This window comes from Ensifer sp. 1H6 (assembly GCF_001976035.1).
Taxonomy (GTDB): Bacteria; Pseudomonadota; Alphaproteobacteria; order Rhizobiales; family Rhizobiaceae; genus Ensifer; species Ensifer canadensis.
Map to the genome: position 1 here is coordinate 50,302 of NZ_MOAI01000029.1, position 22,182 is coordinate 72,483.

The 22,182-nt window shown below is 61.0% G+C and carries 29 protein-coding genes and 1 pseudogene; 15 read left to right on the forward strand and 15 right to left on the reverse strand.

Annotated elements, in window-relative coordinates:
* The first annotated feature begins 104 nt into the window (after positions 1-104).
* Both BKP54_RS27155 and BKP54_RS27160 read left to right on the forward strand, forming a co-directional pair.
* The gene (locus BKP54_RS27155) at positions 105-653 is read left to right on the forward strand and encodes a BA14K family protein (RefSeq protein ID WP_025427475.1); all 549 of its coding nucleotides are present in this window, start codon (positions 105-107) and stop codon (positions 651-653) included.
* A gap of 307 nt (positions 654-960) precedes the next feature.
* A complete protein-coding gene (locus tag BKP54_RS27160) occupies positions 961-1,281 on the forward strand; it encodes a DUF4440 domain-containing protein (protein ID WP_025427474.1) in 321 nt (106 codons plus the stop codon).
* Positions 1,282-1,401: 120 nt separating this feature from the next.
* On the opposite strand, the gene BKP54_RS37195 is transcribed toward BKP54_RS27160, so the two are convergent.
* From BKP54_RS37195 to BKP54_RS36800, 3 genes and pseudogenes are all read right to left on the reverse strand, one after another.
* A complete protein-coding gene (locus BKP54_RS37195) occupies positions 1,402-1,536 on the reverse strand; it encodes a hypothetical protein (protein WP_255569852.1) in 135 nt (44 codons plus the stop codon).
* Positions 1,537-2,004: 468 nt separating this feature from the next.
* Positions 2,005-2,496 carry a tetratricopeptide repeat protein gene (locus BKP54_RS27165; protein ID WP_158268925.1) on the reverse strand — a complete coding sequence of 164 codons (492 nt, stop codon included), beginning with the start codon at positions 2,494-2,496 and terminating at the stop codon, positions 2,005-2,007.
* A 657-nt stretch (positions 2,497-3,153) separates the two neighbouring features.
* Positions 3,154-3,306: pseudogene (locus BKP54_RS36800) on the reverse strand (IS5/IS1182 family transposase); the annotation flags it as partial.
* 415 nt (positions 3,307-3,721) lie between these two features.
* On the opposite strand from BKP54_RS36800, the gene BKP54_RS27175 reads away from it, so the two are divergent.
* The 5 genes from BKP54_RS27175 to BKP54_RS27195 all read left to right on the forward strand — a co-directional run bounded on the left by BKP54_RS27175 (position 3,722) and on the right by BKP54_RS27195 (position 6,137).
* Positions 3,722-4,294 (forward strand): hypothetical protein, encoded by a 573-nt coding sequence (locus tag BKP54_RS27175; protein ID WP_025427471.1) that lies wholly within the window; start codon positions 3,722-3,724, stop codon positions 4,292-4,294.
* Positions 4,295-4,742: 448 nt separating this feature from the next.
* Entirely contained in the window at positions 4,743-5,300 is a 558-nt protein-coding gene (locus BKP54_RS27180) for a lysozyme (protein WP_225906312.1), read from the forward strand.
* A complete protein-coding gene (locus BKP54_RS36805; RefSeq protein WP_225906311.1) occupies positions 5,297-5,401 on the forward strand; it encodes an LPXTG cell wall anchor domain-containing protein in 105 nt (34 codons plus the stop codon). The genes BKP54_RS27180 and BKP54_RS36805 overlap by 4 nt, the downstream gene beginning before the upstream one ends.
* A gap of 117 nt (positions 5,402-5,518) precedes the next feature.
* The gene (locus BKP54_RS27190) at positions 5,519-5,776 is read left to right on the forward strand and encodes a hypothetical protein (RefSeq protein ID WP_025427469.1); all 258 of its coding nucleotides are present in this window, start codon (positions 5,519-5,521) and stop codon (positions 5,774-5,776) included.
* Positions 5,763-6,137: a DUF1515 family protein gene (locus BKP54_RS27195; RefSeq protein WP_038576200.1), complete on the forward strand. Its 375-nt coding sequence runs from the start codon at positions 5,763-5,765 to the stop codon at positions 6,135-6,137. The genes BKP54_RS27190 and BKP54_RS27195 overlap by 14 nt, the downstream gene beginning before the upstream one ends.
* A 159-nt stretch (positions 6,138-6,296) precedes the next feature.
* Here the strand turns inward: BKP54_RS27195 and BKP54_RS27200 are convergent, their stop codons facing one another.
* The 4 genes from BKP54_RS27200 to BKP54_RS27215 form a co-directional block, all read right to left on the reverse strand.
* A complete protein-coding gene (locus tag BKP54_RS27200; RefSeq protein ID WP_025427467.1) occupies positions 6,297-6,560 on the reverse strand; it encodes a hypothetical protein in 264 nt (87 codons plus the stop codon).
* 440 nt (positions 6,561-7,000) lie between these two features.
* Positions 7,001-7,246, reverse strand: coding sequence for a hypothetical protein (locus BKP54_RS27205; RefSeq protein WP_025427466.1), 246 nt, complete (start codon positions 7,244-7,246; stop codon positions 7,001-7,003).
* A 136-nt stretch (positions 7,247-7,382) separates the two neighbouring features.
* Positions 7,383-7,586, reverse strand: coding sequence for a hypothetical protein (locus tag BKP54_RS27210; RefSeq protein ID WP_057206239.1), 204 nt, complete (start codon positions 7,584-7,586; stop codon positions 7,383-7,385).
* 302 nt (positions 7,587-7,888) lie between these two features.
* Positions 7,889-8,185: a hypothetical protein gene (locus BKP54_RS27215; RefSeq protein WP_025427464.1), complete on the reverse strand. Its 297-nt coding sequence runs from the start codon at positions 8,183-8,185 to the stop codon at positions 7,889-7,891.
* 251 nt (positions 8,186-8,436) lie between these two features.
* Between BKP54_RS27215 and BKP54_RS27220 the strand changes: the two genes are divergently transcribed.
* The 3 genes from BKP54_RS27220 (at position 8,437) to BKP54_RS27230 (ending at position 10,511) form a co-directional block, all read left to right on the forward strand.
* The gene (locus BKP54_RS27220; RefSeq protein WP_038576197.1) at positions 8,437-8,823 is read left to right on the forward strand and encodes a cupin domain-containing protein; all 387 of its coding nucleotides are present in this window, start codon (positions 8,437-8,439) and stop codon (positions 8,821-8,823) included.
* A gap of 390 nt (positions 8,824-9,213) precedes the next feature.
* Positions 9,214-9,513, forward strand: a complete 300-nt coding sequence (locus BKP54_RS35940) for a hypothetical protein (protein ID WP_156407972.1) — start codon at positions 9,214-9,216, stop codon at positions 9,511-9,513.
* 68 nt (positions 9,514-9,581) lie between these two features.
* On the forward strand, positions 9,582-10,511 hold the full coding sequence (locus BKP54_RS27230; protein ID WP_038576195.1) for a sterol desaturase family protein: 930 nt from the start codon (positions 9,582-9,584) through the stop codon (positions 10,509-10,511).
* Between the two features lie 52 nt (positions 10,512-10,563).
* On the opposite strand, the gene BKP54_RS37390 is transcribed toward BKP54_RS27230, so the two are convergent.
* Together BKP54_RS37390 and BKP54_RS37395 are read right to left on the reverse strand one after the other, a co-directional pair.
* Positions 10,564-11,235 carry a helix-turn-helix domain-containing protein gene (locus BKP54_RS37390; RefSeq protein WP_348626767.1) on the reverse strand — a complete coding sequence of 224 codons (672 nt, stop codon included), beginning with the start codon at positions 11,233-11,235 and terminating at the stop codon, positions 10,564-10,566.
* Positions 11,169-11,594, reverse strand: a complete 426-nt coding sequence (locus BKP54_RS37395) for a hypothetical protein (RefSeq protein WP_348626766.1) — start codon at positions 11,592-11,594, stop codon at positions 11,169-11,171. The genes BKP54_RS37390 and BKP54_RS37395 overlap by 67 nt, the downstream gene beginning before the upstream one ends.
* A 118-nt stretch (positions 11,595-11,712) precedes the next feature.
* On the opposite strand from BKP54_RS37395, the gene BKP54_RS27240 reads away from it, so the two are divergent.
* Together BKP54_RS27240 and BKP54_RS27245 are read left to right on the forward strand one after the other, a co-directional pair.
* The gene (locus tag BKP54_RS27240; RefSeq protein WP_057206241.1) at positions 11,713-12,720 is read left to right on the forward strand and encodes an alpha/beta hydrolase; all 1,008 of its coding nucleotides are present in this window, start codon (positions 11,713-11,715) and stop codon (positions 12,718-12,720) included.
* Between the two features lie 76 nt (positions 12,721-12,796).
* A complete protein-coding gene (locus tag BKP54_RS27245; protein WP_025427458.1) occupies positions 12,797-13,741 on the forward strand; it encodes an MBL fold metallo-hydrolase in 945 nt (314 codons plus the stop codon).
* 300 nt (positions 13,742-14,041) lie between these two features.
* On the opposite strand, the gene BKP54_RS27250 is transcribed toward BKP54_RS27245, so the two are convergent.
* The gene (locus tag BKP54_RS27250) at positions 14,042-15,154 is read right to left on the reverse strand and encodes an NADH:flavin oxidoreductase (protein WP_057222780.1); all 1,113 of its coding nucleotides are present in this window, start codon (positions 15,152-15,154) and stop codon (positions 14,042-14,044) included.
* 1 nt (position 15,155) lies between these two features.
* A complete protein-coding gene (locus tag BKP54_RS27255; RefSeq protein WP_025427456.1) occupies positions 15,156-15,548 on the reverse strand; it encodes a RidA family protein in 393 nt (130 codons plus the stop codon).
* A 139-nt stretch (positions 15,549-15,687) separates the two neighbouring features.
* Between BKP54_RS27255 and BKP54_RS27260 the strand changes: the two genes are divergently transcribed.
* Entirely contained in the window at positions 15,688-16,584 is an 897-nt protein-coding gene (locus BKP54_RS27260) for a LysR substrate-binding domain-containing protein (RefSeq protein WP_025427455.1), read from the forward strand.
* A 57-nt stretch (positions 16,585-16,641) separates the two neighbouring features.
* Here the strand turns inward: BKP54_RS27260 and BKP54_RS27265 are convergent, their stop codons facing one another.
* A complete protein-coding gene (locus BKP54_RS27265; protein ID WP_025427454.1) occupies positions 16,642-16,935 on the reverse strand; it encodes a hypothetical protein in 294 nt (97 codons plus the stop codon).
* Between the two features lie 249 nt (positions 16,936-17,184).
* Positions 17,185-17,628 carry a MarR family transcriptional regulator gene (locus BKP54_RS27270; protein ID WP_025427453.1) on the reverse strand — a complete coding sequence of 148 codons (444 nt, stop codon included), beginning with the start codon at positions 17,626-17,628 and terminating at the stop codon, positions 17,185-17,187.
* Positions 17,629-17,782: 154 nt separating this feature from the next.
* Here BKP54_RS27270 and BKP54_RS27275 point away from each other — a divergent pair, with 154 nt between their 5' ends.
* Positions 17,783-18,547, forward strand: a complete 765-nt coding sequence (locus BKP54_RS27275; protein WP_025427452.1) for an alpha/beta hydrolase — start codon at positions 17,783-17,785, stop codon at positions 18,545-18,547.
* Between the two features lie 379 nt (positions 18,548-18,926).
* On the opposite strand, the gene BKP54_RS27280 is transcribed toward BKP54_RS27275, so the two are convergent.
* The gene (locus BKP54_RS27280) at positions 18,927-19,199 is read right to left on the reverse strand and encodes a hypothetical protein (RefSeq protein WP_025427451.1); all 273 of its coding nucleotides are present in this window, start codon (positions 19,197-19,199) and stop codon (positions 18,927-18,929) included.
* Between the two features lie 104 nt (positions 19,200-19,303).
* On the opposite strand from BKP54_RS27280, the gene BKP54_RS27285 reads away from it, so the two are divergent.
* Complete coding sequence (locus BKP54_RS27285) at positions 19,304-21,079, forward strand: SLC13 family permease (RefSeq protein ID WP_025427450.1); 1,776 nt, start codon at positions 19,304-19,306, stop codon at positions 21,077-21,079.
* A 56-nt stretch (positions 21,080-21,135) separates the two neighbouring features.
* On the opposite strand, the gene BKP54_RS27290 is transcribed toward BKP54_RS27285, so the two are convergent.
* Positions 21,136-22,137, reverse strand: a complete 1,002-nt coding sequence (locus tag BKP54_RS27290; protein ID WP_025427449.1) for an NADP-dependent oxidoreductase — start codon at positions 22,135-22,137, stop codon at positions 21,136-21,138.
* Positions 22,138-22,182: the final 45 nt, after the last annotated feature.

Genomic DNA, 22,182 nt, shown 5'->3' on the forward strand with positions numbered 1-22,182 from the left:
ATATCTCTATGTTTTTAAATGATAATATGACGAAGGACGCATTCACCATGGGTTCACGTCAGGGGGACATAGCTTGCGCCTGTTCGAAACGGATAGGTATCGAGATGAAGAAGATAGGCATTGTGATCCTTGCGGCGGTGACGGCTCTGACGAGCTACACGCCTGCGAATGCCATGCCGGTTGCAGCCGTTCAGCTGACGCAGCAGAGTGACATGGACAGGGTACAGAATCGCGAATGGGGCGGCGACAGACATCGTCCGCGGCCGGGTTGGAACCATGGCGGATATCGGCCGCGCCCAGGTTGGCACGGCGGCTACCGTCCGCGTCCGCACTGGGATGGCGGCTACCGCCCGCGGCCGGGCTGGCATGGCGGCGGATACCGCTATGGCTGGTACAATGGTCACCGCGGCTACCGCGGCTATCGCGACGGCTATCGTCGCCACAATGACGGCTGGTGGTATCCGCTGGCAGCCTTCGGCGCCGGCGCCATCATCGGCGGTGCGATCGCTGCTCCGCCACGCCGCGTCGAGTCCGGTGTGAACCAGCGTCATGCCAGCTGGTGCTATGACCGCTACCGCTCCTACCGCGCCTGGGACAACTCGTTCCAGCCCTATGGCGGACCGCGGCAGCAGTGCTACTCGCCGTATTATTGAGCTGAAAGAGAACCCGCCGATCGGCTGCGATCGGCGGGTTTCCTCGGGACCTGCCAGACGCTTCGTTCGGTCGCGGCGCGCGCTTTTACTTGAGCTGCCAGGCCGAACCGAGCCCCACAGACGATGGACGCGCCTCCTCGCTGGATTGCCGGTGACCTACTGCATGTTTCCTTAAATCCTATTCGATTTAAGGATAAAAACATGCAGTAACTCAAAGTGTTACAGCGACCTTTGCGCGTCTGATAATACGCGCGGCGCTGTAGAGTGCATGGTGTCCCCGATGACCCCTGATGGAAGCGCGTGAGACATGGCCGATTTTGCCGTTCATATTGACGAGATCCGGGCACTCGAGGAGGCGCTTCATCGTCCGGAGCTGCGTCGCTCAAGAGCGGCCGTCGAGGTGCTGCTGGCCGAGGGCTTTGTCGAGTTCGGAGCGTCCGGGACGAAATATCACCGCGCGGAAATGATCGACCTTCTCTCAGAGGAAGACGACGACCCAGCGGGTGATGAGCTTCGAGCGACGGACTTTTCGCTGACGCGCATTTCCGCCCGGGGCGACGACACGATGTCGACCGAAGCAGGTGCTGATGCTCGCGCACAATGCTGCCTGGTTGATGGCCGCGGCTAATTCATCCGGGCGGGCGCGGCTTTTGCGTCATGTGGACCGACGTTGCGGTCAACTCCGGTTTCAGCGTTGTTTTTGCGCATGTCGTTATCGCAAAACCGCTTCACACTTTTGCGCAAGCGCCTAGAATTTCAGCGTGGCGTCGTCGTGTTTGGGTGGCGGGTGGCTGTCTCTCTGGCGGCGCATCCCGTAGGCGAGGGCAAGCCCCAGCACGGCAGAACCGATGACGACGGCGAGTAGTGCGAAGAAATTCTCCATGACATTCTCCTCCCGGCAGCGATGATAACACAATCGGACGCGCACAACCAAATTCCTGCACATCCTCGAGAACCGGCATTGGCTGCAGGCAAAAGTCGAGCCCGAAGGGACAACGAGGGCGGGGCGTGGGTTGTTCCGAGCGGTTTGAAGATATCCGGTTTAATCGGCCGGACGCGGGCTTTGGTTGTCCGATCTGCGTTTGGAGCCGTCGGCGAAGTCGATGGGACTTTGTCAGTTTCGCGTTGAGACCGCCTGGCCGCACGTGATGGCATGGTCCGGAATGTGCGGCCTCAAAAAAAGAACGAAAATAGAACAAAGTTTGTCCGAGAGGGTTGCCATTCGCCTAGAACCGGGCTAAGGATATTACAGGATGGTCGTTTCGTAATCGAAGCGGCCTTTTTCATTTTAGCGGGGCAGGCGGCCCTTCCGGGCGACACCTCTCGTTGTACTCAACACCTCTCGTTGTACTCAACGGCGCCCAGTTTCTCTCTGTTCGTCTTCGACCCTCTCCAGCGCCTGATTTGACAGGCTTTCCGCAGGCTTTCTTTCGACGGGTCCTTCGCGCCTTTCGCGGGGATCGAGTGCTGCGCACAGGCTGGCCGATGCCGTGTTCTGTTCGGGGCCACCGTCGTCCTGATTGCGCCTGTCGATCACCTGGCGGGCGCCGTGATGACCCTTGCGCGCGGCGCTCCGCAACCAGCGAAGTGCCTCCTGCTGGTCGGGCTCGACACCGATGCCCTTGTGGTAGATCGCTGCCAGGCGGGCTTGCGATGCGGCGTCGCCCTGGCGGGCGGCTTGGCCGTTCCAGTGGTAGGACGCAGCGTAGTTTTCCTTGCGGCCATCGTTGAAATAGATTTCGCCGAGCGCCGCCTGGGCGTCGAGATTTCCTGACGTGGCGAGTTCGAGCAACCTTGGCGAGACATTTGCGGCGGAGAGCCGCGGCTTAAAAATGGTCTTCAACCTTCTGACTGCATTTTGGATCATCAGACACCCGTCTTATTCATCGCATAATTCCTCAAAGTCGGCATCGATCGAACGGATAAATTATGCTGCGATTTGAAAGTGTTATGTCTTCAACCTGCCTGTCATATCCGCTGCGAGGCGCCTTTGGCCGCCCAGCGTGCCGCGAATGCGCTGCGTGTAAATTAGTATTGGTGACAGAATACAACCTAAGGTCAAGTAGGTGAATGCAATTCCCCGTGGATATCGGGTGGCTGTTGCCTGATTGCCGATGGCCGGGCGCGTGGGTGCGTGGGCGACATTAGAGAGCTTTGCGGCGCTACTGCATGTTTCCTTAAATCGACGCGTGGCGCTGCATGGGAGCCATCATCATGAGCATCGGTAAGCCAGCCAAGGACCCGAAGACCGGGCGCTTCCTGCCGCGTGTGCCGGGGGCGGCGACACCAGTCCGGACACGCGCCCGCAAGGCGGTGCGCACCAAGCTCGGCGAGCTGTTTCTCGAAGACATGCTTGTTGCCTGGGAGAGCCGGGGGGCGGCCGCGATCCACGCGCTGATCGAAAAGAGTCCGCACGATTTTCTCAAGGCCGTGGCCTCGCTGATGCCGAAGGACGTGAATGTCAATGTCAACCAGATCGGCGAGATGACGGATGCGCATCTGCCCCCCCTTTTCCTCCGGCTGCCGATCGATGCGCTTTGGCGGTCGTACTATCGATCATATGAATATCCGCATCGCCACACTTGACCAAAGCCTCAACCAGCCGCCGCCATATTCCCCGTGCCGACCAGCGATGAAACCGGTTGTAGATGGTCCTCCTTTGGTTGAGTGATTGAATCATGGCAACGAAGAATGTTCAATGGCTTGATTGGGTTTTGACCCTAGAGCCACAAGAACAAACCACTCATCGGATCCTTCAGCGAAGAATCTAAATCAGATGTCAGCCAAAATTATTGGGTCCAGAGCCTAAACGGCGATTGAGGCCGCAAGCACTGCCAGAAGTGTCGCGAGTGCGAGAGCGGCTCCGTACTTGGCCACTGTGATGCGGCGGCGGCGTCCGCCGGTCCAATCGTAGCTCATGGTCTTGCTCCGACGACTTTCATGTCGCGACGCGGACGATCGGTGATTCTGCTTAACAAATAGGAAAGCATTGTCGACAAAACTGCGCTTGCGTTTTGGGGATGCTGTTAGTCTGGCGTCCAGAGGCCCCTATGAGGCGGAGGTAGCGTATGCCGGATGCTTCGATCGACTTGGCGCTCTATTCGGCAGCGCTGAACATCACTGCGCCACCGGCGCTTATCCGGCCCTTTCTCGACCAGTTGGCGGAGGGCCAATTCTCCGTTGATGAAATCAGGAGGCGTTGCGCGGAGAACGGCGTCCGCCTCAAGGCCCATCTGCGCAAGGGCGAACGCACCCGCAAGGACCTGCGTGCGGCCTTCGACCTGCAATCGGTGGAGCGGCGGCACTTGGATATTCTCGACATGCTGATTGCGAGCCTGGAGGCCAAGGCTGCGCGTGACGCCAGCGAGTTCGATGGGCTGCTGGATGATTTCAAGGCGAGGGTTTCAACCCTTTCCGGCTCTGTCGATGTGGGGGAAGCGGCAGAGCTCGAAGAGATCTACAGGACGATCGAGGCGCAGGTGCGGGTGGAGATCGGTGAACTCGTCGATGTCGCCCAGTTCTTGCGTGGCCTGCGCTCGAGATGCGGTGACGACCGAGGCGAGAAACGCCTACCCGACAGCGAAAGCCTCAAGACGTTGCTGGGTTCGTTGTCGCCGTCCAAGCCCCCCTCTGTCTCCTAGTGCGTTTCCGGTCTAAACGGAGTCGTAGAAACGCTCTATCTCTTTGTCTCGACGCATTTCCTGACGGAAAACCGCTTCGCACTTTTCCTGGGAAGGCTCCAAACCGGCGAGAGTCCGCATGTCCTATTCGGTCGGACGCGGCTGTTACCGGCGACCCTGCGATGCAGGCGCCGCGACAGATGTTGTCCGCGAATTGCCGCTTGTCAGTAGGGCTGCACCATGATGACACAGCTGACAAGCACGATGACCAAAGCGGTCATCTTCACGAATGCGGCATCCATCATGGCTAGATCTCCCCTTTGATCGTTTCCTTAAATCCCATTCGATTTAAGGAAACATGCAGCAATTCAAAGTGCTGCAGCAATCTTTGCGCCTCTAATAAGACGCGCGGCGCTGTAGCAACACATTACCGTTGCTTCTGGTTCCCAATCTAAACAGGACAAACGACATGAACATGAACCGACGCATCAACGCGGCGGGCCTTGCGCTCGTCAAGCAGTGGGAAGGTCTGAAGACGAAGGCCTATCGGGACGTCGCCGGTGTGTGGACCATCGGCTATGGCCATACCAGCGCCGCGGGCGCTCCGGCGGTGACGCCGGGAATGGTGATCTCCGAGGCGCAGGCAGACGATATCCTGAGGGCGGATTTGGCGACATTCGAGGAACGGGTCTTGCGTCTCGTTAAGGTGCCGCTTTCCGACAACCAGTTCGCCGTGCTTGTCTCGTTCGATTTCAACACCGGTCGCCTCGGCAAATCGACTTTGCTGAACAAACTGAATGGCGGCGACTATGACGCTGTGCCGGGCGAGCTTATGAAATGGGTCAATGCCGGCGGCAAGCGCGTGAAGGGGTTGGTCAATCGCCGAGCTGCCGAAGCCGGGCTTTGGGCCAAGGGCGAGTTCGTGGCCTCCAACACCGTTATCGCCGCGCCGAAGCCGCCCGAAGCGGAACAAAGGAGAATATCTCCTGGCTCGCGGGCATTCTGTCCTCGCTCGGCTTTGCGTTGACCGGAAGTGGCCCGCTGCAATGGGTGTTTGCCGGCATCATTGTTGCTGCCTTCGCAATCGGCGCCTTCCTCTTCGTTCGCAAGCGGCTCGATCCGGCATGATCGCCCGGCCAAAGATCCTTTTCGGCGGGCTTGTGCTCGCTGCCGTCACCTGGGCCGTACTCGAGATCCGGGCGGACGGCGCCCGGTCCGTTCTTCATGCGATTGAAAGGCAGAATGATGACGCTGCGAACCGCGCTCGAAAGATGCGCCTTGATTACGATTCCTGTCTTCGCGCTGGCGGGCTATGGGATTTCGGCGCCGAAGACTGTGACCGGCCTTAAAAGCGTCGTCGGCGTCGACCTTGTCGGCGCGCGCGGCGCGACGCCGGCAGATCAGCGCAAGATCGACCGCACTGTCGTCGGTCTCTGCGCCGCGGCAGTCTGGTCAAAGGCGGACTGCGCAAGGCACGGAGGGCGTCAAGATGTCTCCAGCTGAAATCGATGTCAGCGTGCACCGCCAGCTCGGAGAGCTGGTCGCGGGCATGCGCGGTCTGCAGGAATCGATCCGGCGGATCGAGGAGGGCGCACAACGTGCCGAGGATAAGGCGACGAGCAGTCGGGCGGGCGTCCATCAGCGGATGGACCAGTTGGTCGATCGCGTCGGTGATCTCGAGGCTTCGGTCTCGACGCTTGGTGGTGACGTTGCAGAGATGAAGCCGGTGACCGACGACGTCAAACGCTGGAAGCTGATGGGCATCGGCGCCCTTGGTGTTACCGGCATAGCGGCGATGGCGCTTGGCGTCAGCTTTGCCGAGGCGATAAGGCGGATCATATTCGTCATTGTCGGAAAGGGGTGATGGTGTCGTTCGCAGCTGCTGCTCTGCCTTGGCCGAACAGGGGTGAGCCAAGCAACGTGACAGCGGCAAGCTGCCGCTGTCACTGATGTGCGCGTGAGAGCATGAGGCGTGAAGGGGGCCGCGGAAATGGTTCGATTGGCTCAGTCCAACCGGGCCAGCCTAATGAAGCGTCTGGACGGGATGTTCGGTGAACGTGTGGATGCCATCGCGTTCGATCGTGGCGAGGAATTCTTCGTAGGCGTCGCGGTCGGTGGGGAAGGAATCTTCCCAGACGGTGGAGTAGCCCTCCTCGTCGATCACCTCGAGCGTCCAGTCGAGATTGGAGCCCGTCGGGCGCGAGATGCGGATATGAACAACGACGTCGTCGTCGGCAAACTCGCCGGACAATTCCGAAAGCTCCAGGTCTTCTTCTGTTTGGGTCATGAGCGTTTATAACATGTCCTGAGTGAGCGAACCAATCTTGTGGCGGTTCCTGGCCTTTGCCTGCGTACGAAGGCTACGTTTGCGTAGCCGATTACTGCATGTTTCCTTAAATCCTATTCGATTTAAGGAAACATGCCGTAATTCAAAGTGCTACAGCAACCTTTGCGCGTCTGATGAGACGCGCGGCGCTGTAGGTGAGGGCGTTTGACGCCTTGATAGGCCGAAAGGCGATTGCCATACAATAGGATAGGTTTGGCCGGGGTTGCTTTGCAACCCCGGCGTCTTTTGCACGTCAAGATGGCGGCAATAGCGAAACGATCCCGGATCGCTACTGCATGTTTCCTTAAATCCTATTCGATTTAAGGAAACATGCAGTAATTCAAAGCGCGACAGCGATAGCAGGTCATGCCGGCGCCGGTCATCCTTGTTGCCTTGCAACGTCACTGCTCGGGAGCCAACGACCACGGCTCGCTTCTGCGCTCGAACCACAGAGCCCGCTCGCACAGGGCCGCCTCGTCGCGTGTGCCGGAGCGGAATTCGCCGATGATGAATTTCGCCAGGCGATTGGCACGGTAGTCACTGCGCGGCATCCTTGCTGCAAGGCAGGCCGTGTTGAGAACCCGCTGGAGCATGGCGATCTCAGCTGGATTGAATGCACAATCGAAGTGTTTGGAATGATGCTGCATTTTGACCTCCCTACTGCATATTTCCATAAATCGTTTTCGATTTAAGGATGAAAACATGCAGCAATTCAAAGTGCTACAGCGACCTTTTCCGCGTCTGATAAGACGCACGGCGCTGTAGGTGCGACTGCGGGAGCCTTCATTTCTCACTGTCGGCTTGTATCGTCGTGCACGCATGTATCAGGTGGTCAAGTTCCACCTTATAGGGGCCGTGCTTCGCGAAAATCTCGCGTGCCTCCAGCGGCGGCAGGCCGGAGGCGGCGATGAATTCCTCCAGGTCGTATCGTGTATTCCAGTTTTTGACGATCCGGCCGAACTGTCTTTTCGTATCTGACGCAAACATGATGAACCTCCCGTTCTGCAGGCTAAATTCGCGACGCGAACGGTGGTTCCACGGTGCTGAAAATTCCGTCTTCTGGGATGTGCCGGCCCTGTTTTCTCAGCTTGCATCGTTCGGGCGCCGCCGCGACGGCCTCGCGACCAGACAGTTATAGAGAAACGTCTGTGGCAGGTCAGAAATCGCCACACGCGACCCGTTGCAGTTGTGGTCCTGCGGGCAAGACAGGCGTAGAGTAAGCCATTGCACATCAATCTTGAATGCGGTCTCGGTTATCCACGGAGAGGCCGCATTTTTTTGTGGCGGCCTCAGCGCTGATGCGGACTGCGCCGGCCGGGTCTGGCAACCCAGATGTCGACGGTTTCGGTCTCTTCTGTCCTTGGCGGTACCCGGCGCCGTTCGCGCCACAGCGCGCATTCCAGCAGCGTGCGCTCGTCGCCATTGCCGATGCAAAATTCATCCATGATGAATTTGGCCAGCCGGTTGGCGCGTTCGCCGCGGCGTGGGACGCGGGCGGCAAAGCAGGTCGCGTCGAAGACCCGCTGCAGCATTTCGATGTCATCCGGACTTAATTGTCTGCCCGAGGTCTGCGGGAGATCATGCATTCGAACCTCCTTCATGGACGTCCATAGCCAGTGCCGAAGGGAGACAAGATACATCAGCCGTCTTATCGGGCAATACGGAAATATTCGCCTGCATCCCGGACGTGGTGTCGGCAGCAATTCCAAGTCCTACGGCGACCTTAGCGCGTCTAATAAGACGCGCGGCGCGGTAGACCGCGCCATCTGCGCACGATCGTTCAAGATCGATGCCCGCGCTCCATGCATGTTGGCACTTCATCGAAATGAGGAAAGACATGACGGAAAGCATCGAGACGTCCGACCGCAAGCCCATCAAATTCTCCGAGAAGCTGGAGATGATCGCGGAACTGTGGCAACCGCGCGTGATCGCCGAGATGAACGACTACCAGTTCAAACTCGTGCGCATCGAGGGCGATTTCATCTGGCACGACCACCCCGAGACGGATGAGACGTTCATCGTGCTCGATGGCATCCTGCGGATCGATTTCCGCGATGGATCTGTACAGATTGGCCCTGGCGAGATGTTCGTCGTGCCTCGAGGCGTCGAGCACAAGCCGTTTGCAGAGAGCGAGGTGCGGATGCTGCTGATAGAACCGCGTGGCGTTTTGAACACCGGTCATGCCGGCGGCGAGCGCACAGCGCAGAACGACCGCTGGATCTAGGGCAGGGCTGTCGCGCTGGCGTTTCCTTGATGCCCGCTCGCGTCGTATTCCTGTCAGGCGCCTACAGCGCCGCGCGTCTTATCAGACGCGCAAAGGTCGCTGTAGCACTTTGAATGGCTGCCTGTTTTTATCCTTAAATCAAATAGGATTTGAGGAAACATGCAGTAGTGATCACCCGCGCCTGATCGGCAATGCCGATGCTAGAAGGGGCAGGCCGGGCCGACGGCCAGGCAGGCACGGGCGAAATCGGCCCCCGGATCAGTGCAATGCTGGTGTAATGAAATCAGTAGAGTTTGCCGCCAATGCTCCAACGATGAGGATTGGCGTCATCCCATGTGTTTTCTCAGGATCGGTCTGCTGGCATGTCACCTGCTCGGGGCGTCATCCCAGATGGAACACAGCCGCCTCGAAGCGAGCGGCGACGATCGCTTTGCACTCGAGCGACAGTTCGTTCAGTATCGCCCGGATCCCTGCCGCGACGGGCGTTTCAGTGACGGCCGGCCGCGCAGCTGCGCGGAGCTTCGCCGCTGGCTTGACGACGGCGGCGACCCCGGCTGGCGAAAGCACCGGGAGGGATTGAGTTGGGCCGAGCGTCGCCGGCGGATCTGCACCGACGGACGTTTCAGCGATGGCCATGCGCATACCTGCGACGAGCTGATGGAGCGATACCATCCGCAGGACGAGGATTAGAACATTTCCTGAGATAACCCCCTGCCGTATTGCATCCCTCCGATTTTCTGAAAAGTGGTCGAAAAATAATGGTCTTTCATCAAGCTAGCTCTTCATCGCCGCTACGATACTTGGTCTCCATCCTGTTGTGGCCGGCGCTTTATTTCGGCGGACTGGCCGCAGCCGGATTGGCTTTTGCCACATCCTCGCCGGTGCCCTGGTTCAACGTCGTCTACCTCTCGGTGGTGGCGATCATCGCGCTGTTCGAGCGCATCATGCCCTATGAGCCGACCTGGCTTGCTCCGGATGGCGAGACGCTCAACAATCTCGGCCATACGATGTTGACGAAGGGGATCGTGCAGATCGCGGCGGCGTTCGGTGCATCCTTTCCATTACTGGTCGCCATTTTCGCGCAGCCGTTCTTCGGGTCGCAGCCGCATATCTGGCCGGCACATTGGTCGATGTTCGCCCAGGTCGTGCTCGGGCTGGTCGTTGCCGAGTTCGGGCTCTATGCCGCTCACCGCCTGGCGCATGAGCGGCTTGGGCTCTGGCGCTTCCACGCGCTGCATCACAGTGTCACGCGGCTTTGGGTGCTGAACACCGGCCGCTTTCACGTCGTCGATTCCCTGCTGAAGGTGGGCCTCAGCCAGCTGCCGCTCTATCTGCTCGGGGCGCCGCTGCAGGTCTTCCTCTGGATCGGTGCCGTCACCGCCTTTACCGGCCTTCTGACCCATTGCAATGTCCAGATGCGCACCGGCCCGCTTGACTGGGTCTTCTCGACGCCACGGCTTCACCGCTGGCACCATTCGAAGGACATGGCCGAGGGCAACAGCAACTACGGCGAAAACATCGTGCTTTGGGACCAGCTGTTCGGCACCTACTTCAATCCCGACCGGCCATCCTCCACCGACATCGGCATCACCGGCAAGGTGTCGCGCAGCTTTGTCGGCCAGCTGGTGCAGCCTTTTTCAAAGAGCGGCGCGCGCCAGATCTTGGGGCGAAAGCCGAGCGGCGATTAACGGCGCCCGGAAAACGTGTTGGCGAAACATGCCGGCGTCGACGCCGTGCAGATCAGGCGGGCGCGGCGGCTGCAAGTCCTGCCATGGCCGGCCGTCGCGTGCCGTCCGACACCGAGAAGCGCAACCGGTACTCCCGCGGCGACAGGCCGAGGATCTTGCGGAAGATCTTGCGGTAGGCGTTGGTGTCGTCGTAGCCGCTCTGCCAGGCAACCTGCTCGATCGACAGGTGCGAGCGCTCGAGCAGGTCGCGTGATTTGGCGATCCTCAACCGCTGGCAATATTCCGTCGGGTTGAAGCCGGTCGCCTTCTGGAAGCGCCGGAGAAAAGTGCGGTCGCCGAGCCCGGCGCGCTCAGCCATCATCTGCAGCGTCACGCCCTTGGTGTTGGCGCCGTGCAGCCAGTGCTGGATTTTCAGGATCGTGCTGTCGCCGTGGTCGAGCTTGGGCGCAAAGACGCTGTAGTAGCTCTGTTCGCGGGCACCGGGATCGATGATCATGAAGCGGGCGGTTGCCAGCATCACATTGGTTCCAAGGAACCGGTCGACGAGTTTCAGCCCCAGATCGATCCAGGCCATCATGCCACCGGCAGTGATGATATCGCCTTCGTCGATCAATAGCTTGTCGGTATCGACACGGACATCGCGGTAGCGATCGGCGATCAGGTCCTGGTGCGACCAATGGGTGGTGATCGTGCGACCTGCGGCGAGCCCGGATTCCGCCAGCAGATAGGCGCCGCCGCAGACCGAGCAGAAGTGGTGCCACCGGCATGCTGCTCGCGCACGAAGGCGGGCAGCTGGCCCATGCGCCCGCCTACGGGCAGCTCCGCCAGCGTCGGCGGCAGGATCAGCGCGACGAGACCCGAGGAGGGGCCGGGGTGGGTGTCGAGCGTCTTTTCGACCGAGCCATCCTCCTGAAGCTGCCAGTGGCTGACGCGGATGCGAGGTGCGCGTGCGCCGCCCTGTTCTGTCGCCTGCATGCCGGCCACCTGGAACATGTCGGTCAGCCCATGGACCGCCGACTTCAGCGCGCGCGGATAAACGACGATGCCGATCTCCGCCGGTTCGCTTTCGAGTGGTTTTGTCACTTCTGCCCCCATCGTTGTCAGCTTTGCCGGTCGAGAGGGTAGGCCGGTCATTCTATCAATTCAACCAGCGCTCCGGAACGGAGATCGCCGGTCAACCGAGATGGAAGAGGGCAGGACAATGATTGAAGCAGAAGCAGTTTCCACAGCAGTCTCCACTGGCCTTTCGCGCCGCACAGTTCTTTCGGCTGCCTTTGGCGCCGCGGCCACAGCCGCCGCCGTTCCAGCCGTCATTCGCCCGGCGAAAGCCGAAACCGCATCAAGCACCACATCCGACACATTGGGAGTAACGACCATGGGCAGCCGCATCATCACCCGCGATGGCGTCGAGATCTACTACAAGGACTGGGGCTCAAAGGAGAGCCCGGTGGTCGTGCTCAGCCACGGCTGGCCATTGTCATCGGACAGCTGGGAGGCGCAGGCCTTCCACCTCGCCAGTAACGGCTTCCGCGTCATCACCCATGACCGGCGCGGCCATGGCCGCTCCTCTCAGCCCTGGGACGGCAACGACATGGATCACTATGCCGACGATCTTGCCGACCTGATCAATGCGCTTGATCTGAAGGACATATTCCTCGCCGGGTTCTCCACCGGCGGTGGCGAAATCACCCGCTATATCGGCCGTCACGGAACAAGCCGTATCGCCAAGGCCGGATTGATCTCGGCGGTACCGCCGCTGATGGTCAAGACCGACAGCAATCCCGGAGGGCTGCCGAAGGAGGTGTTCGACGGGTTGCAGGCGGCAAGCCTGAAGGATCGCTCCAAGCTCTATCGCGATATCGCCTCGGGTCCGTTCTTCGGCTTCAACCGGCCGGGTGCCGTGGCTTCGCAGGGCATGATCGACAGCTTCTGGCTGCAGGGCATGATGGGCGGGCACAAGAACACCTATGACTCGATCGTCGCCTTCTCGCAGACCGACTTTACCGAGGACCTGAAGAAGTTCGACGTGCCGACGCTGATCATCCATGGCGACGACGACCAGATCGTGCCGATCGATGCGGCCGCCCGCGCTTCGAAGCAGCTGGTGCCGAGCGCCACCCTGAAGGTTTATCCCGGCGCGCCGCACGGCATCACCGACACCCACAAGGACCAGCTCAACGCTGACCTGCTCGAATTTGCACGGTCTTGACCCTCGGCCCCCGGCCGGTGCCGCGGAAACGCGCTGCCGGCCGGTTGCTCTCGCTCAAAACAGAAGGAACCGATCCATGACCTGCACAGACGACAAAACCTCCGGCCTCAACCGCCGTTCCTTTCTCGCCGGCTCCGTAGCGGGCGCTGTATTGCCGCTGCTGCCGAAGGGCGTTTACGCCGCAGACACCCACCGCTTCACCCATGGGGCTTTCGATATCGCCGTCGTCAGCGACGGCTTCCTGACGCTGCCGGTCAGCATCGTGCTACCGGATGCGGCGCCGGAGGAGCGCGACGGAATCATGCGCCGGCTCGGCGGCACGCCTGAGGGCGCACCCTTCCACACCAACATCCCGTTCATCCGCACCGGCAGGGACCTGATCGTCGTCGACAACGGATCGGGCGGCAATTTCCAGGCGAGTGCCGGCAAGCTTGCGGCCAATCTGGCGACTGCAGGTATTAATCCGGCGGATGTGACCAAGGTGGTCTTTACCCATGCCCACCCGGATCATGCCGGCGGCACGGTCGGGGCAGACGGCAAGCTCACCTTTCCGAATGCGCAATATTTCGTCTCGGAGCGCGAATGGGCATTCTGGACGAACCCCGACTACGAGAAGGTCATGCCGAAGGCGCTGCACGGCTTTGCCCGCGGTGCGCAGCGCGATCTTTTCGCGGTCAAGGAGCGCCTGACGCTGGTCAAGCCGGGCGACGAGATCGTGACCGGCATGCAGGTGCTCGACACGCGCGGCCACACGCCGGGCCATATCTCGCTGGAACTTGCCGGCGACAACGGGCTCGTCATCTCAGGCGATGCGGCAACCAGCAATATTGTCTTCTTCGAGCACCCGGACTGGCACTTCGGTTTCGATACCGATCCGGAGCAGGCGCTGAAAACCCGCAAGACGCTGATCGACCGGGCAGCAACGGAAAAGCTGACGCTGCTCGGCTACCACTGGGGCTATCCCGGCATCGGGCGGGCCGAACGGAACGGTGCCGCGTATCGCTTCGTCGCGGGCGCGTAGGGGGCGAGGCCGCTGTCGCCACCAGGCGCAATGGCCAACGTTGGATCAGGGGTTCTTGCCATGGCAATGCCTAAACCGTCCTCATCTCTGTGCTTGTCACAGAGATCTCGCGCAGTTCCGTAGGAACTGCGGGACCAGCCCAAGTCTTTGGGCTGAAGGGTCTTTTGACTCGACAGACGTCGGGTCGCTGGATTCCGGCACAAGGCCGGAATGAGGGACTGGGGATGTTCCTACGCTCAAAGCAGGCCTGTCAGCTGTCAGGCCAGGGCGGCGCCTTGTTGTGGCGCCGCCTCTCTTGGCTCAAAGCTGAAGCTCGCTGTCCTTGATGTCGCTGATCGGCGACAGCATTTCCAGCTTCAGCGGGCGGGCCTCGCGCTTCTCAGTGGCGATGCGCGGCCAATCGGGATTGGCGAGCGCGCCGCGACCGAGCGCGATCATATCGGCGCCGGCCTGCAGCACCTGCTCGGCGCGGGCGATATCGTGCAGACCGCCATTGGCAATGACGAACAGATCGGGCGCATGCTGGCGGGCAAGGGAGACCAGCGATCTGCCGCCGGAAGCAAAGGCCGGTTGCCAGGCTTCGAACTCAGTCACGTGTACGAAGTCGGCGGGACTGGTGGCCAGCGCCTTGAAAACGATGGCAGCACCTTCTTCGCCCTCCGCCCATTTATGTAAGGGGTCGTTGACCTTGCCCTGGGACAGGCGGATGCCGACGGGCACCTTATCGCCGACGGCGCTGCGAACCGCGTCCAGCACTGCGAGGCTCAGGCCCAACCGCTTGCCGATGTCGCCGCCCCAGCGATCCTGCCGCCGGTTGGTGTAATCGGTGAAGAACTGGTCGAGCAGATAGCCGTTGGCGCCATGGATCTCGATGCCGTCGAAACCGGCGACATCGATGGAAAGCCTGGCGGCTTGCGCAAAGCCTGATATCGCTTCGGCAATCTCCATCCCATCCATCTCCCGCGGCTCGGCATAGAGACCCTCACCGTGGTAGGAGACCATCTGTTTGCCTCTCGGCTGCAGTGCCGAGGGTCCGACTGTGTCGCTGCGGAAGCGATTGCCCTGGGCGAGCGCACCGCCATGCATAAGCTGGGCAAAGATGCGGCCGCCCGCGGCGTGCACCGCATCGACGACCGCCTTCCAGCCTTCCGCCTGTTTCCGGTCGGCAAGTCCCGGTTGGTCCCTATAGGTTTGCGCATAGGCCTTGTCGGGATAGATGCCTTCAGTTGTCAGGAGGCTGAAGCCGCCCTTTGCGAAGCGCCGGTAGTAGTGCGCCATCCTTTCGGTCGGTACGCCCTCGGCAGTGGCGCTGATGCGGGTCATCGGCGCGACGGAAAGCCGGTTGCCGAAGGCCAGCCCTTTGAGCGTCGTTCCGGTCAGGATCGGCGAGGCGACCGTGCTGTGCGCGTTCATCTCAACGATCCTCGGTCAGCGCAATCGCCTCGATCTCGATCATCGCCTTCGGCGAATAGAGCGAGGAGACCTCGATGATGCTGTCGGCGGGATAGGGTGCCGAGAACCATTTGCGGCGCAGCTCGACGATCTTCCCGAAGTTTTCCATCGAGCGCAGGAAGATCGTTACCTTCACGACCTTGGAAAGGCTGGAGCCGGCAGCAGTCAGGACGCGGTCGAGATTGCGGAAGGCCTGCTCGGCCTGACGGTCGAAATCGTTCTCACCGACGATTTCGCCATCGTCGCCGATTGCGGCCTGGCCGGAGACGAAGACGAAACCGTTGGCCTTGATCGCCTGCGAAAGCAGGAATGGCGCGTAAGGATCGGGCTTGGTGATGACCTGTTCGAGAAACACGGGGAATCCCTCTATGCTTGAGTTCAACTCAGCTTGGCGGCGTTGCCTTGGCTGCTGAACTCAATATGATGAGGCTTCGCCCGGCTGACAAAAGACCATTTTTCAGCCGACAGATGAATTCAAGTCATTTGTTGCCGTCATGAGAAAATTGCCGCCGCTCGGCGCATTGCGGGTTTTCGAAGCGGCCGCCCGCCGCTTGAGCTTCAAGCAGGCGGCCGACGAGCTGAACGTGTCGGCGACGGCCGTCAGCCATCAGATCCGCCAGCTTGAAGATCTGCTGGAGCTGAAGCTGTTCGAGCGCGGCACGCGCCAGGTGCGGCTGACGCCGGCTGGGCAGACGCTGTTTCCGGTGCTACGCGATGGGCTCGACCGCTTCGAGCAGGCGATCGGCGAACTGCGCCGCAGCCGTGACACCAAGGTGGCGCGGCTCACCTCAACCGTCGCCTTCGTCGCCAAGCGGCTGGCACCGCTCGCCGGCAGCTTTCGCGACGCTCATCCGGACTGGAACCTGCGCCTCGACGCCTCGAACAGGACGGTGGATCTGGATGCCGATGCCGACGCGGCCATCCGCTATGGCGACGGGCAGTATCCCGGCCTGCTTTCCGAGCCGCTTTTCGCCGATCGTTTCGCGCCGGTCTGTGCGCCGCGGTTGGCGCCGATGTCCCTCGATGCGCTGCGAGAGGCGACACTCATTCACTTCGATTGGGGGCCGGCGCGGCGCGACGACGAGCGGGCGCCGGTCTGGCGGCAATGGCTGAGGCACGCAGGCGTCACCGATATCGACCCGGCTGGCGGCCTCTCCTTCACCGACGAGATCCATGCGGTGCAATCGGTCGTGGCCGGGCAGGGCATCGGTCTCTTGAGCCTGACCCTGGTTGCCGAGGAACTTGCCTCCGGCATACTCGTCCAGCCGTTTGCACTGTCGCTCGAAAGCTACCGCTACGATCTGGTCTATAGTCCGCGGGCTGCCGAGCGGCCGGCAACGCAGGTGCTGAGGGATTGGGTACTGCAGCAGTTCAACGGCGGAAGCCAGTAAGAGGCGAGGCAGCCGATCGCCTCGGCAAGCTCAATTGCCGCAAGGTAGGCCCCGCAATCAGTCGAAGTCACCGAAGACGTCGAGGCTCCTCCAGCGGCGGCTGACGAGGCGCAGCGAGCGATCCGGTTCGATCACGTAGGTCTCAAAGACCTGACGGCCGAATTGGTCGAAGAACTGGTGCGGCACGATACTGCCGACCGGCGCCTTCTTCAACTTGGTGCGAGGCTGGCCGCCATAGGTGATGCTGCCGGGGATCGGCTGAAGGTTCGGCGAGTAGCCGTAGGTCTGAACACCAGTGGTGCAACCACTGAGAAGGAGGACGACGGAAAGGGCGGCAAGAGCATGTTTCATATCGATGGTCCTCGACTATGCAGAAGGCGGATCGGAGTTCTGCCCGACGCCATGCGCAACTTCCAGGGCGTTACGACTTACTTTGGCGCCTGCGGGCGATAATCCAGCACCTTTCTCTAAAGTGTAGCGCTTCAACGGAAATTTCCAAGTTTCCGTGCGGCGATTGCCGATGGCGACAGGACCCTCGGTGGCCGCGTGTCTCATTAGACGCGCAAAGCTCGCTGTAGCACTTTGAATTGCTGCATGTTTCTACGCTTCTTCGCGGGTGAGGCCGTCGCGCAGCATCTGGACCTTTTCGTTGAGATCGATCATCTCGGGCACGGTAAATCCGGAACGACGCAGCAGCGTGTCGGTGAGGCATGCGGTCTTGGGGTGAAGCTCCTTGCCCTTCTCTGTCAGGAAAACCTCGACCAGCCGTTCGTCGACGGTGCTTCTGCGTCTTGAAAGGAAACCGGCCGCCTCGAGCCGCTTGACTGCCGGGGTGATGGTGCTCGGTTCCAGGCCGAGCCGATCGGCAATCGCCGATATGCTCAAGCCGTCCTGTTCCCACAGTGTACTGACGGCCAGATACTGCGTGTAGGTGACGCCGAGCGCGTCCAGCATCGGCTTGTAGGCGCGATTGATGGCGATCGCTGCCGAGTAGATCGAGAAGCAGAGCTGGCTGTCGAGCGGAAGCGGTGCGGGTTCGGTCATGGTCGTCTCCAATATTTAAGTCCGTGGCTTTTCATGAGCTTAGCACGAAAACCATTATTGCGATAATAAAATGCTGGACAGGTGATCGCGTAAGGCATATCTAATGATTACCGCGATAACAACTATCGCGCCAACAAATTAAGGAGTTGCGCAAATGTTGAAGACATCTCTGCTTGCCGCCGCCGCCTCGCTCACCCTGGCCGCCACCGGCACCACCGCGTTTGCCGCTGATGCAGGCGCAAAGAACGTCGTTCTCGTCCATGGCGGTTTCGTCGATGGCGCCGGCTGGAAGGGTGTCTACGACATCCTGAAGAAGGACGGCTACACCGTCAGCATCGTCCAGAACCCGACGACCTCGCTTGCCGCCGACGTCGCTGCCACAAGGCAGGCGATCGACAAGGCTGATGGATCGGTGGTGCTGGTCGGGCATTCCTATGGCGGCGTCGTCATCAGCGAAGCCGGCACCCATGAGAAGGTGCAGTCGGTCGTCTACATCGCCGCGTTCGCCCCGGATAAGGGCGAGTCGGTCTCGTCCTTGATTGCCAACCCGCCGGCCGGCGCGCCGGTGCCGCCAATCCTGCCGCCGGTCGATGGCTTCCTGTTCCTCGACAAGGCAAAGTTCGCCGCATCGTTTGCTGCTGACGTCGATGCCGAGACGGCCGCCTTCATGGCAGACTCCCAGGTTCCGTGGGGCGTCGAAGCGCTGGCCGGCGCCGTCACCGAGCCTGCTTGGAAGACCAAGCCGAGCTACTATCTGGTTGCGGGTGAAGATCGCATGATCCCGCCGGCTGCCCAGCAGATGATGGCCAAACGCGCCGGCTCAACCGTCGTCGAAGTGCCCGGCAGCCACGCCGTCTATGTCTCCAATCCGAAGGCGGTCGCCGATCTCATCGAGAAGGCGGCGGAAACCGCCAACTGATCGTCGGCGACGAACGACACAGCAACAATCGACCAACACAGGGCCGGGAGAGGGATCTCCCGGCTCTAAAGCGCGTCGCGATCTCCAGGATTCGCTTGCTGCCCTTTAAGCTCTTGTTTTTGCGCATGTCGTCATCACAAAGCCGCTGCGCACTTTTGCACGACATGCTCTAGATTGCCGACATACCCCAGAGAATCCTGTCTAACGGGAGGCTCACCCAGTTCTCCCTCATTCCGGCCCTGTGCCGGAATCCAGCGAGCTGACGTCTGTCAGGTCGAAAGACCTTTCAGCCCAAGGACTTGGGCTGACTGGATTCCTGTGACGGGCACAGGAATGAGGGTGCTTTGAGCGCCGTGAAGGCGCCCGAATGTCGAACAGGTCATATGGATGACTTTGTCATCAGTCTGAGGGGCGGGAGAGGGATCTCCCGGCCGTGTTTGCTGGGCAGGACCTTCCGTCTTCCGAACGGCCCGGCGGCAACATGCAGCTTGCCCACAGCTTCGCCGTTGATGGCCACGCTGGCCCATTGGTACAAGCCTTCCACCGTCAGCTGTGGGAAGAGGGCAGGTTGCGAGTTCGCCGCGCCAACCCGATGCGTTTCGCGCTCATACCCAGATTTGTCGCTGCGGCGAATTCCGATTTGGCGAAACATGCGGTAGTCCTTGGGTGAACTTCCCGTCGGATTGTGCGTCAGGCCCCAAGCGCCTGTCGCGCGCTCTGCTGTCGCCCAGTCCTTCTGCCGAACCCAGGTATTGCATGACCGCCGAACAGTCCCTCGCGTTTATAGTCATCGGCGCCATGATGGCATTCTTCATCTGGGGGCGGTTTCGATATGACGTGATTGCCTGTTCCGCCCTGATGCTTTCGGTCGCCGTTGGCATCGTGCCTTTCGATCACGCCTTTGATGGTTTCAGCGACGATATCGTCATCATCGTCGGTAGCGCCCTTATCGTCAGCGCCGGGGTGGCGCGCTCCGGTGTCGTGGATGCGGCGATCCAGCGGTTTCTGCCGAACATTTCCTCGGTCCGGGCGCAGCTTGCGCTGCTGGTCATCACGGTCACGGTGCTTTCCGCCTTCATCAAGAATATCGGCGCGCTGGCGATCATGATCCCGGTGGCGTTCCAGTTTGCCCGCCGTTCCGGCGTCCAGCCCTCGGTGTTCCTGATGCCGATGGCCTTCGGCTCGCTGATCGGCGGGCTGATGACCCAGGTCGGAACCTCGCCCAATATCGTCGTTTCGCGCGTGCGCCAGGAGTTGACGGGCGAGAGCTTCACCATGTTCGATTTCACCCCCGTCGGCGCCACGCTTGCTGCCGTCGGTGTCGTCTTCCTGCTGTTTGCCTACAAGCTGGTGCCGCAGCGCACGAGCCAGCATGTCTCGGTGCAGGCGGCGATCGAGATCACAGACTATACCTCGGAGGCGGTGGTTGCCGCCGGTACGCCCATGATCGGCAAGTCGCTGAGCCAACTCGTCAAGATTGCCGACGGCGGTGCCGTCGTCACCGCGATGTTCCGGCGCGGCCTGCATGTGGCGCCATTGCCTGACGTCAAGCTCGAGGCCGACGATATCCTGCTGCTCGAAGGCGGGCCGGATGCGCTCGATCGTATCGTCTCGCAGGCCAAGCTGAAGATCTCCGGCGACCGTTCGCCGTCATCCAGCGAAAAGACCGGCGCGGAGATCGAGGCGGTCGAGGCTGTGATCGGCGGCGGCTCGCCGCTCGAAGGCATGACCGCGCAGCGCCTGGCGCTGTTCAGCAACCACAACATCAACCTGCTTGCCGTCAGCCGGCAGGGCGAGCGGCTGAAGCAGCGGCTCGGCAACATTCGCTTAAGGGCCGGCGATATCGTCGTGCTGCAGGGCGCGCGCCGTGAACTGCCGTCGTTCCTGCAGGACTTCGGCTGCCTGCCGCTGGCGCAGCGCGAGATCCTGCTTGGCACCATCCGCAAGGCGACGCTGCCGCTCCTCGTTCTTGCCGCCGCCATGGGCTCGACGGCCGTCGGCCTCGTGCCGATCCCGATCGCCTTCTTCGCCGCGGCCCTTGCCATGGTGATCTTCCGCATCATTCCGCTGCGCGACGTCTACCGGTCGGTCGACGGGCCGATTTTGGTGATGCTGGCAGCGCTGATCCCGGTCAGCGATTCGCTGCGCACGACAGGGGGCACCGACGTGATCGCCAGCTGGCTCGGCACGATTGCCGCGGGCCTGCCGCCGGCCGGGGCGCTGACGCTGATCCTGCTCGCCGCCATGGCAGTGACGCCGTTCCTCAACAATGCCGCGACCGTCCTGGTCATGGCGCCGATCGCCGCCAGTTTCGCGACCACGCTTGGCTACCGCCCCGAAGCCTTCCTGATGGCGGTTGCCATTGGCGCAGGCTGCGATTTCCTGACCCCGATCGGCCACCAGTGCAACACGCTGGTCATGGGCCCGGGCGGCTACAAGTTCAGCGACTATCCGCGCCTCGGCCTGCCGCTTTCGGTGGTGATTGTCATCGTCAGTGTGCCGGCGCTGATCGCCGTCTGGCCGCTGCGCTAATCGCCTTCCTAAAGGTAGTTGCTTCCTCTAACGGCAATCGGACCGGACCCCAGACGTCACTTCACAGCGACGACGACTTTCCCCTTGGCACGCCCCGTTTCGACATAGTCCAGCGCCTCGTTGGTCCTCTCGAACGGGAAGACCCGATCCACTACCGGTCGTATGGCACCTGTGTCGATCAGGGAGGTGATCTGACCAAGCTGCCCACCGTTGGCCGTCATGAAGTGGAAGGAGTAGCTGATCCTTCGGCGCTTCGATTTTCTCCTGATGCCGAAACTCAGCAGGCGCATGACCTGTTGAAGCAGCCAGCCAGAACCGTTCTGCCGCGCGAAGTCCGGATCGGGCGGACCGGAAATCGAAATCAGCTTCCCGCCCGGCTTCAGAACAGCAAGGGATTTCTCCAGCGTTTCCCTCCCTAGGCTGTTCAGCACGACGTCATAGCCCTGCAGCACTTTCTCGAAGTCATCCTTCTTGTAGTCGACGACGACGTCTGCGCCGAGACTTTTCACAAGAGCGATATTTGGTGTGCTCGTGGTCGTCGCCACATATGCCCCAAGATGCTTGGCAAGCTGGATCGCGATCGCGCCCACACCACCGGAGCCGGCATGGATCAGGACCTTCTGTCCCTTTTGCAAGTTGGCCCGCTCGACAAGCACCTGCCATGCTGTCAGGGCAACAAGCGGAATGGATGCGGCCTCGTTCATACTCAGATTGTTCGGCTTCATCGCTACATCGGCCTCGTCCATGGCGATGTACTCTGCAAATGTCCCGATGCGATCCTGGGCCGGGCGTGCATAGACCTCGTCACCAGGCTTAAATCGCCGGACATTGGCCCCGACCCTGACCACCACGCCCGCTACATCGTTGCCCAGCACCAGTGGAAGGCGGTAGGGAAGGATGACCTTGAACTCTCCGTCCCTGATCTTATTGTCCAAGGGGTTCACGCCGGCGGCATGAATCTCAACCATGACATCGTTCTCACGCAACTCCGGCTGTGGGCCTTCGCCGAGCCGGAGAGCGCCGCCTTTCAGATAGCGATCGATCAGGAATGATTTCATCAGACTAACTTTCGTTTCTATGGTGAGCCGGCAGCGCCAGCAGTG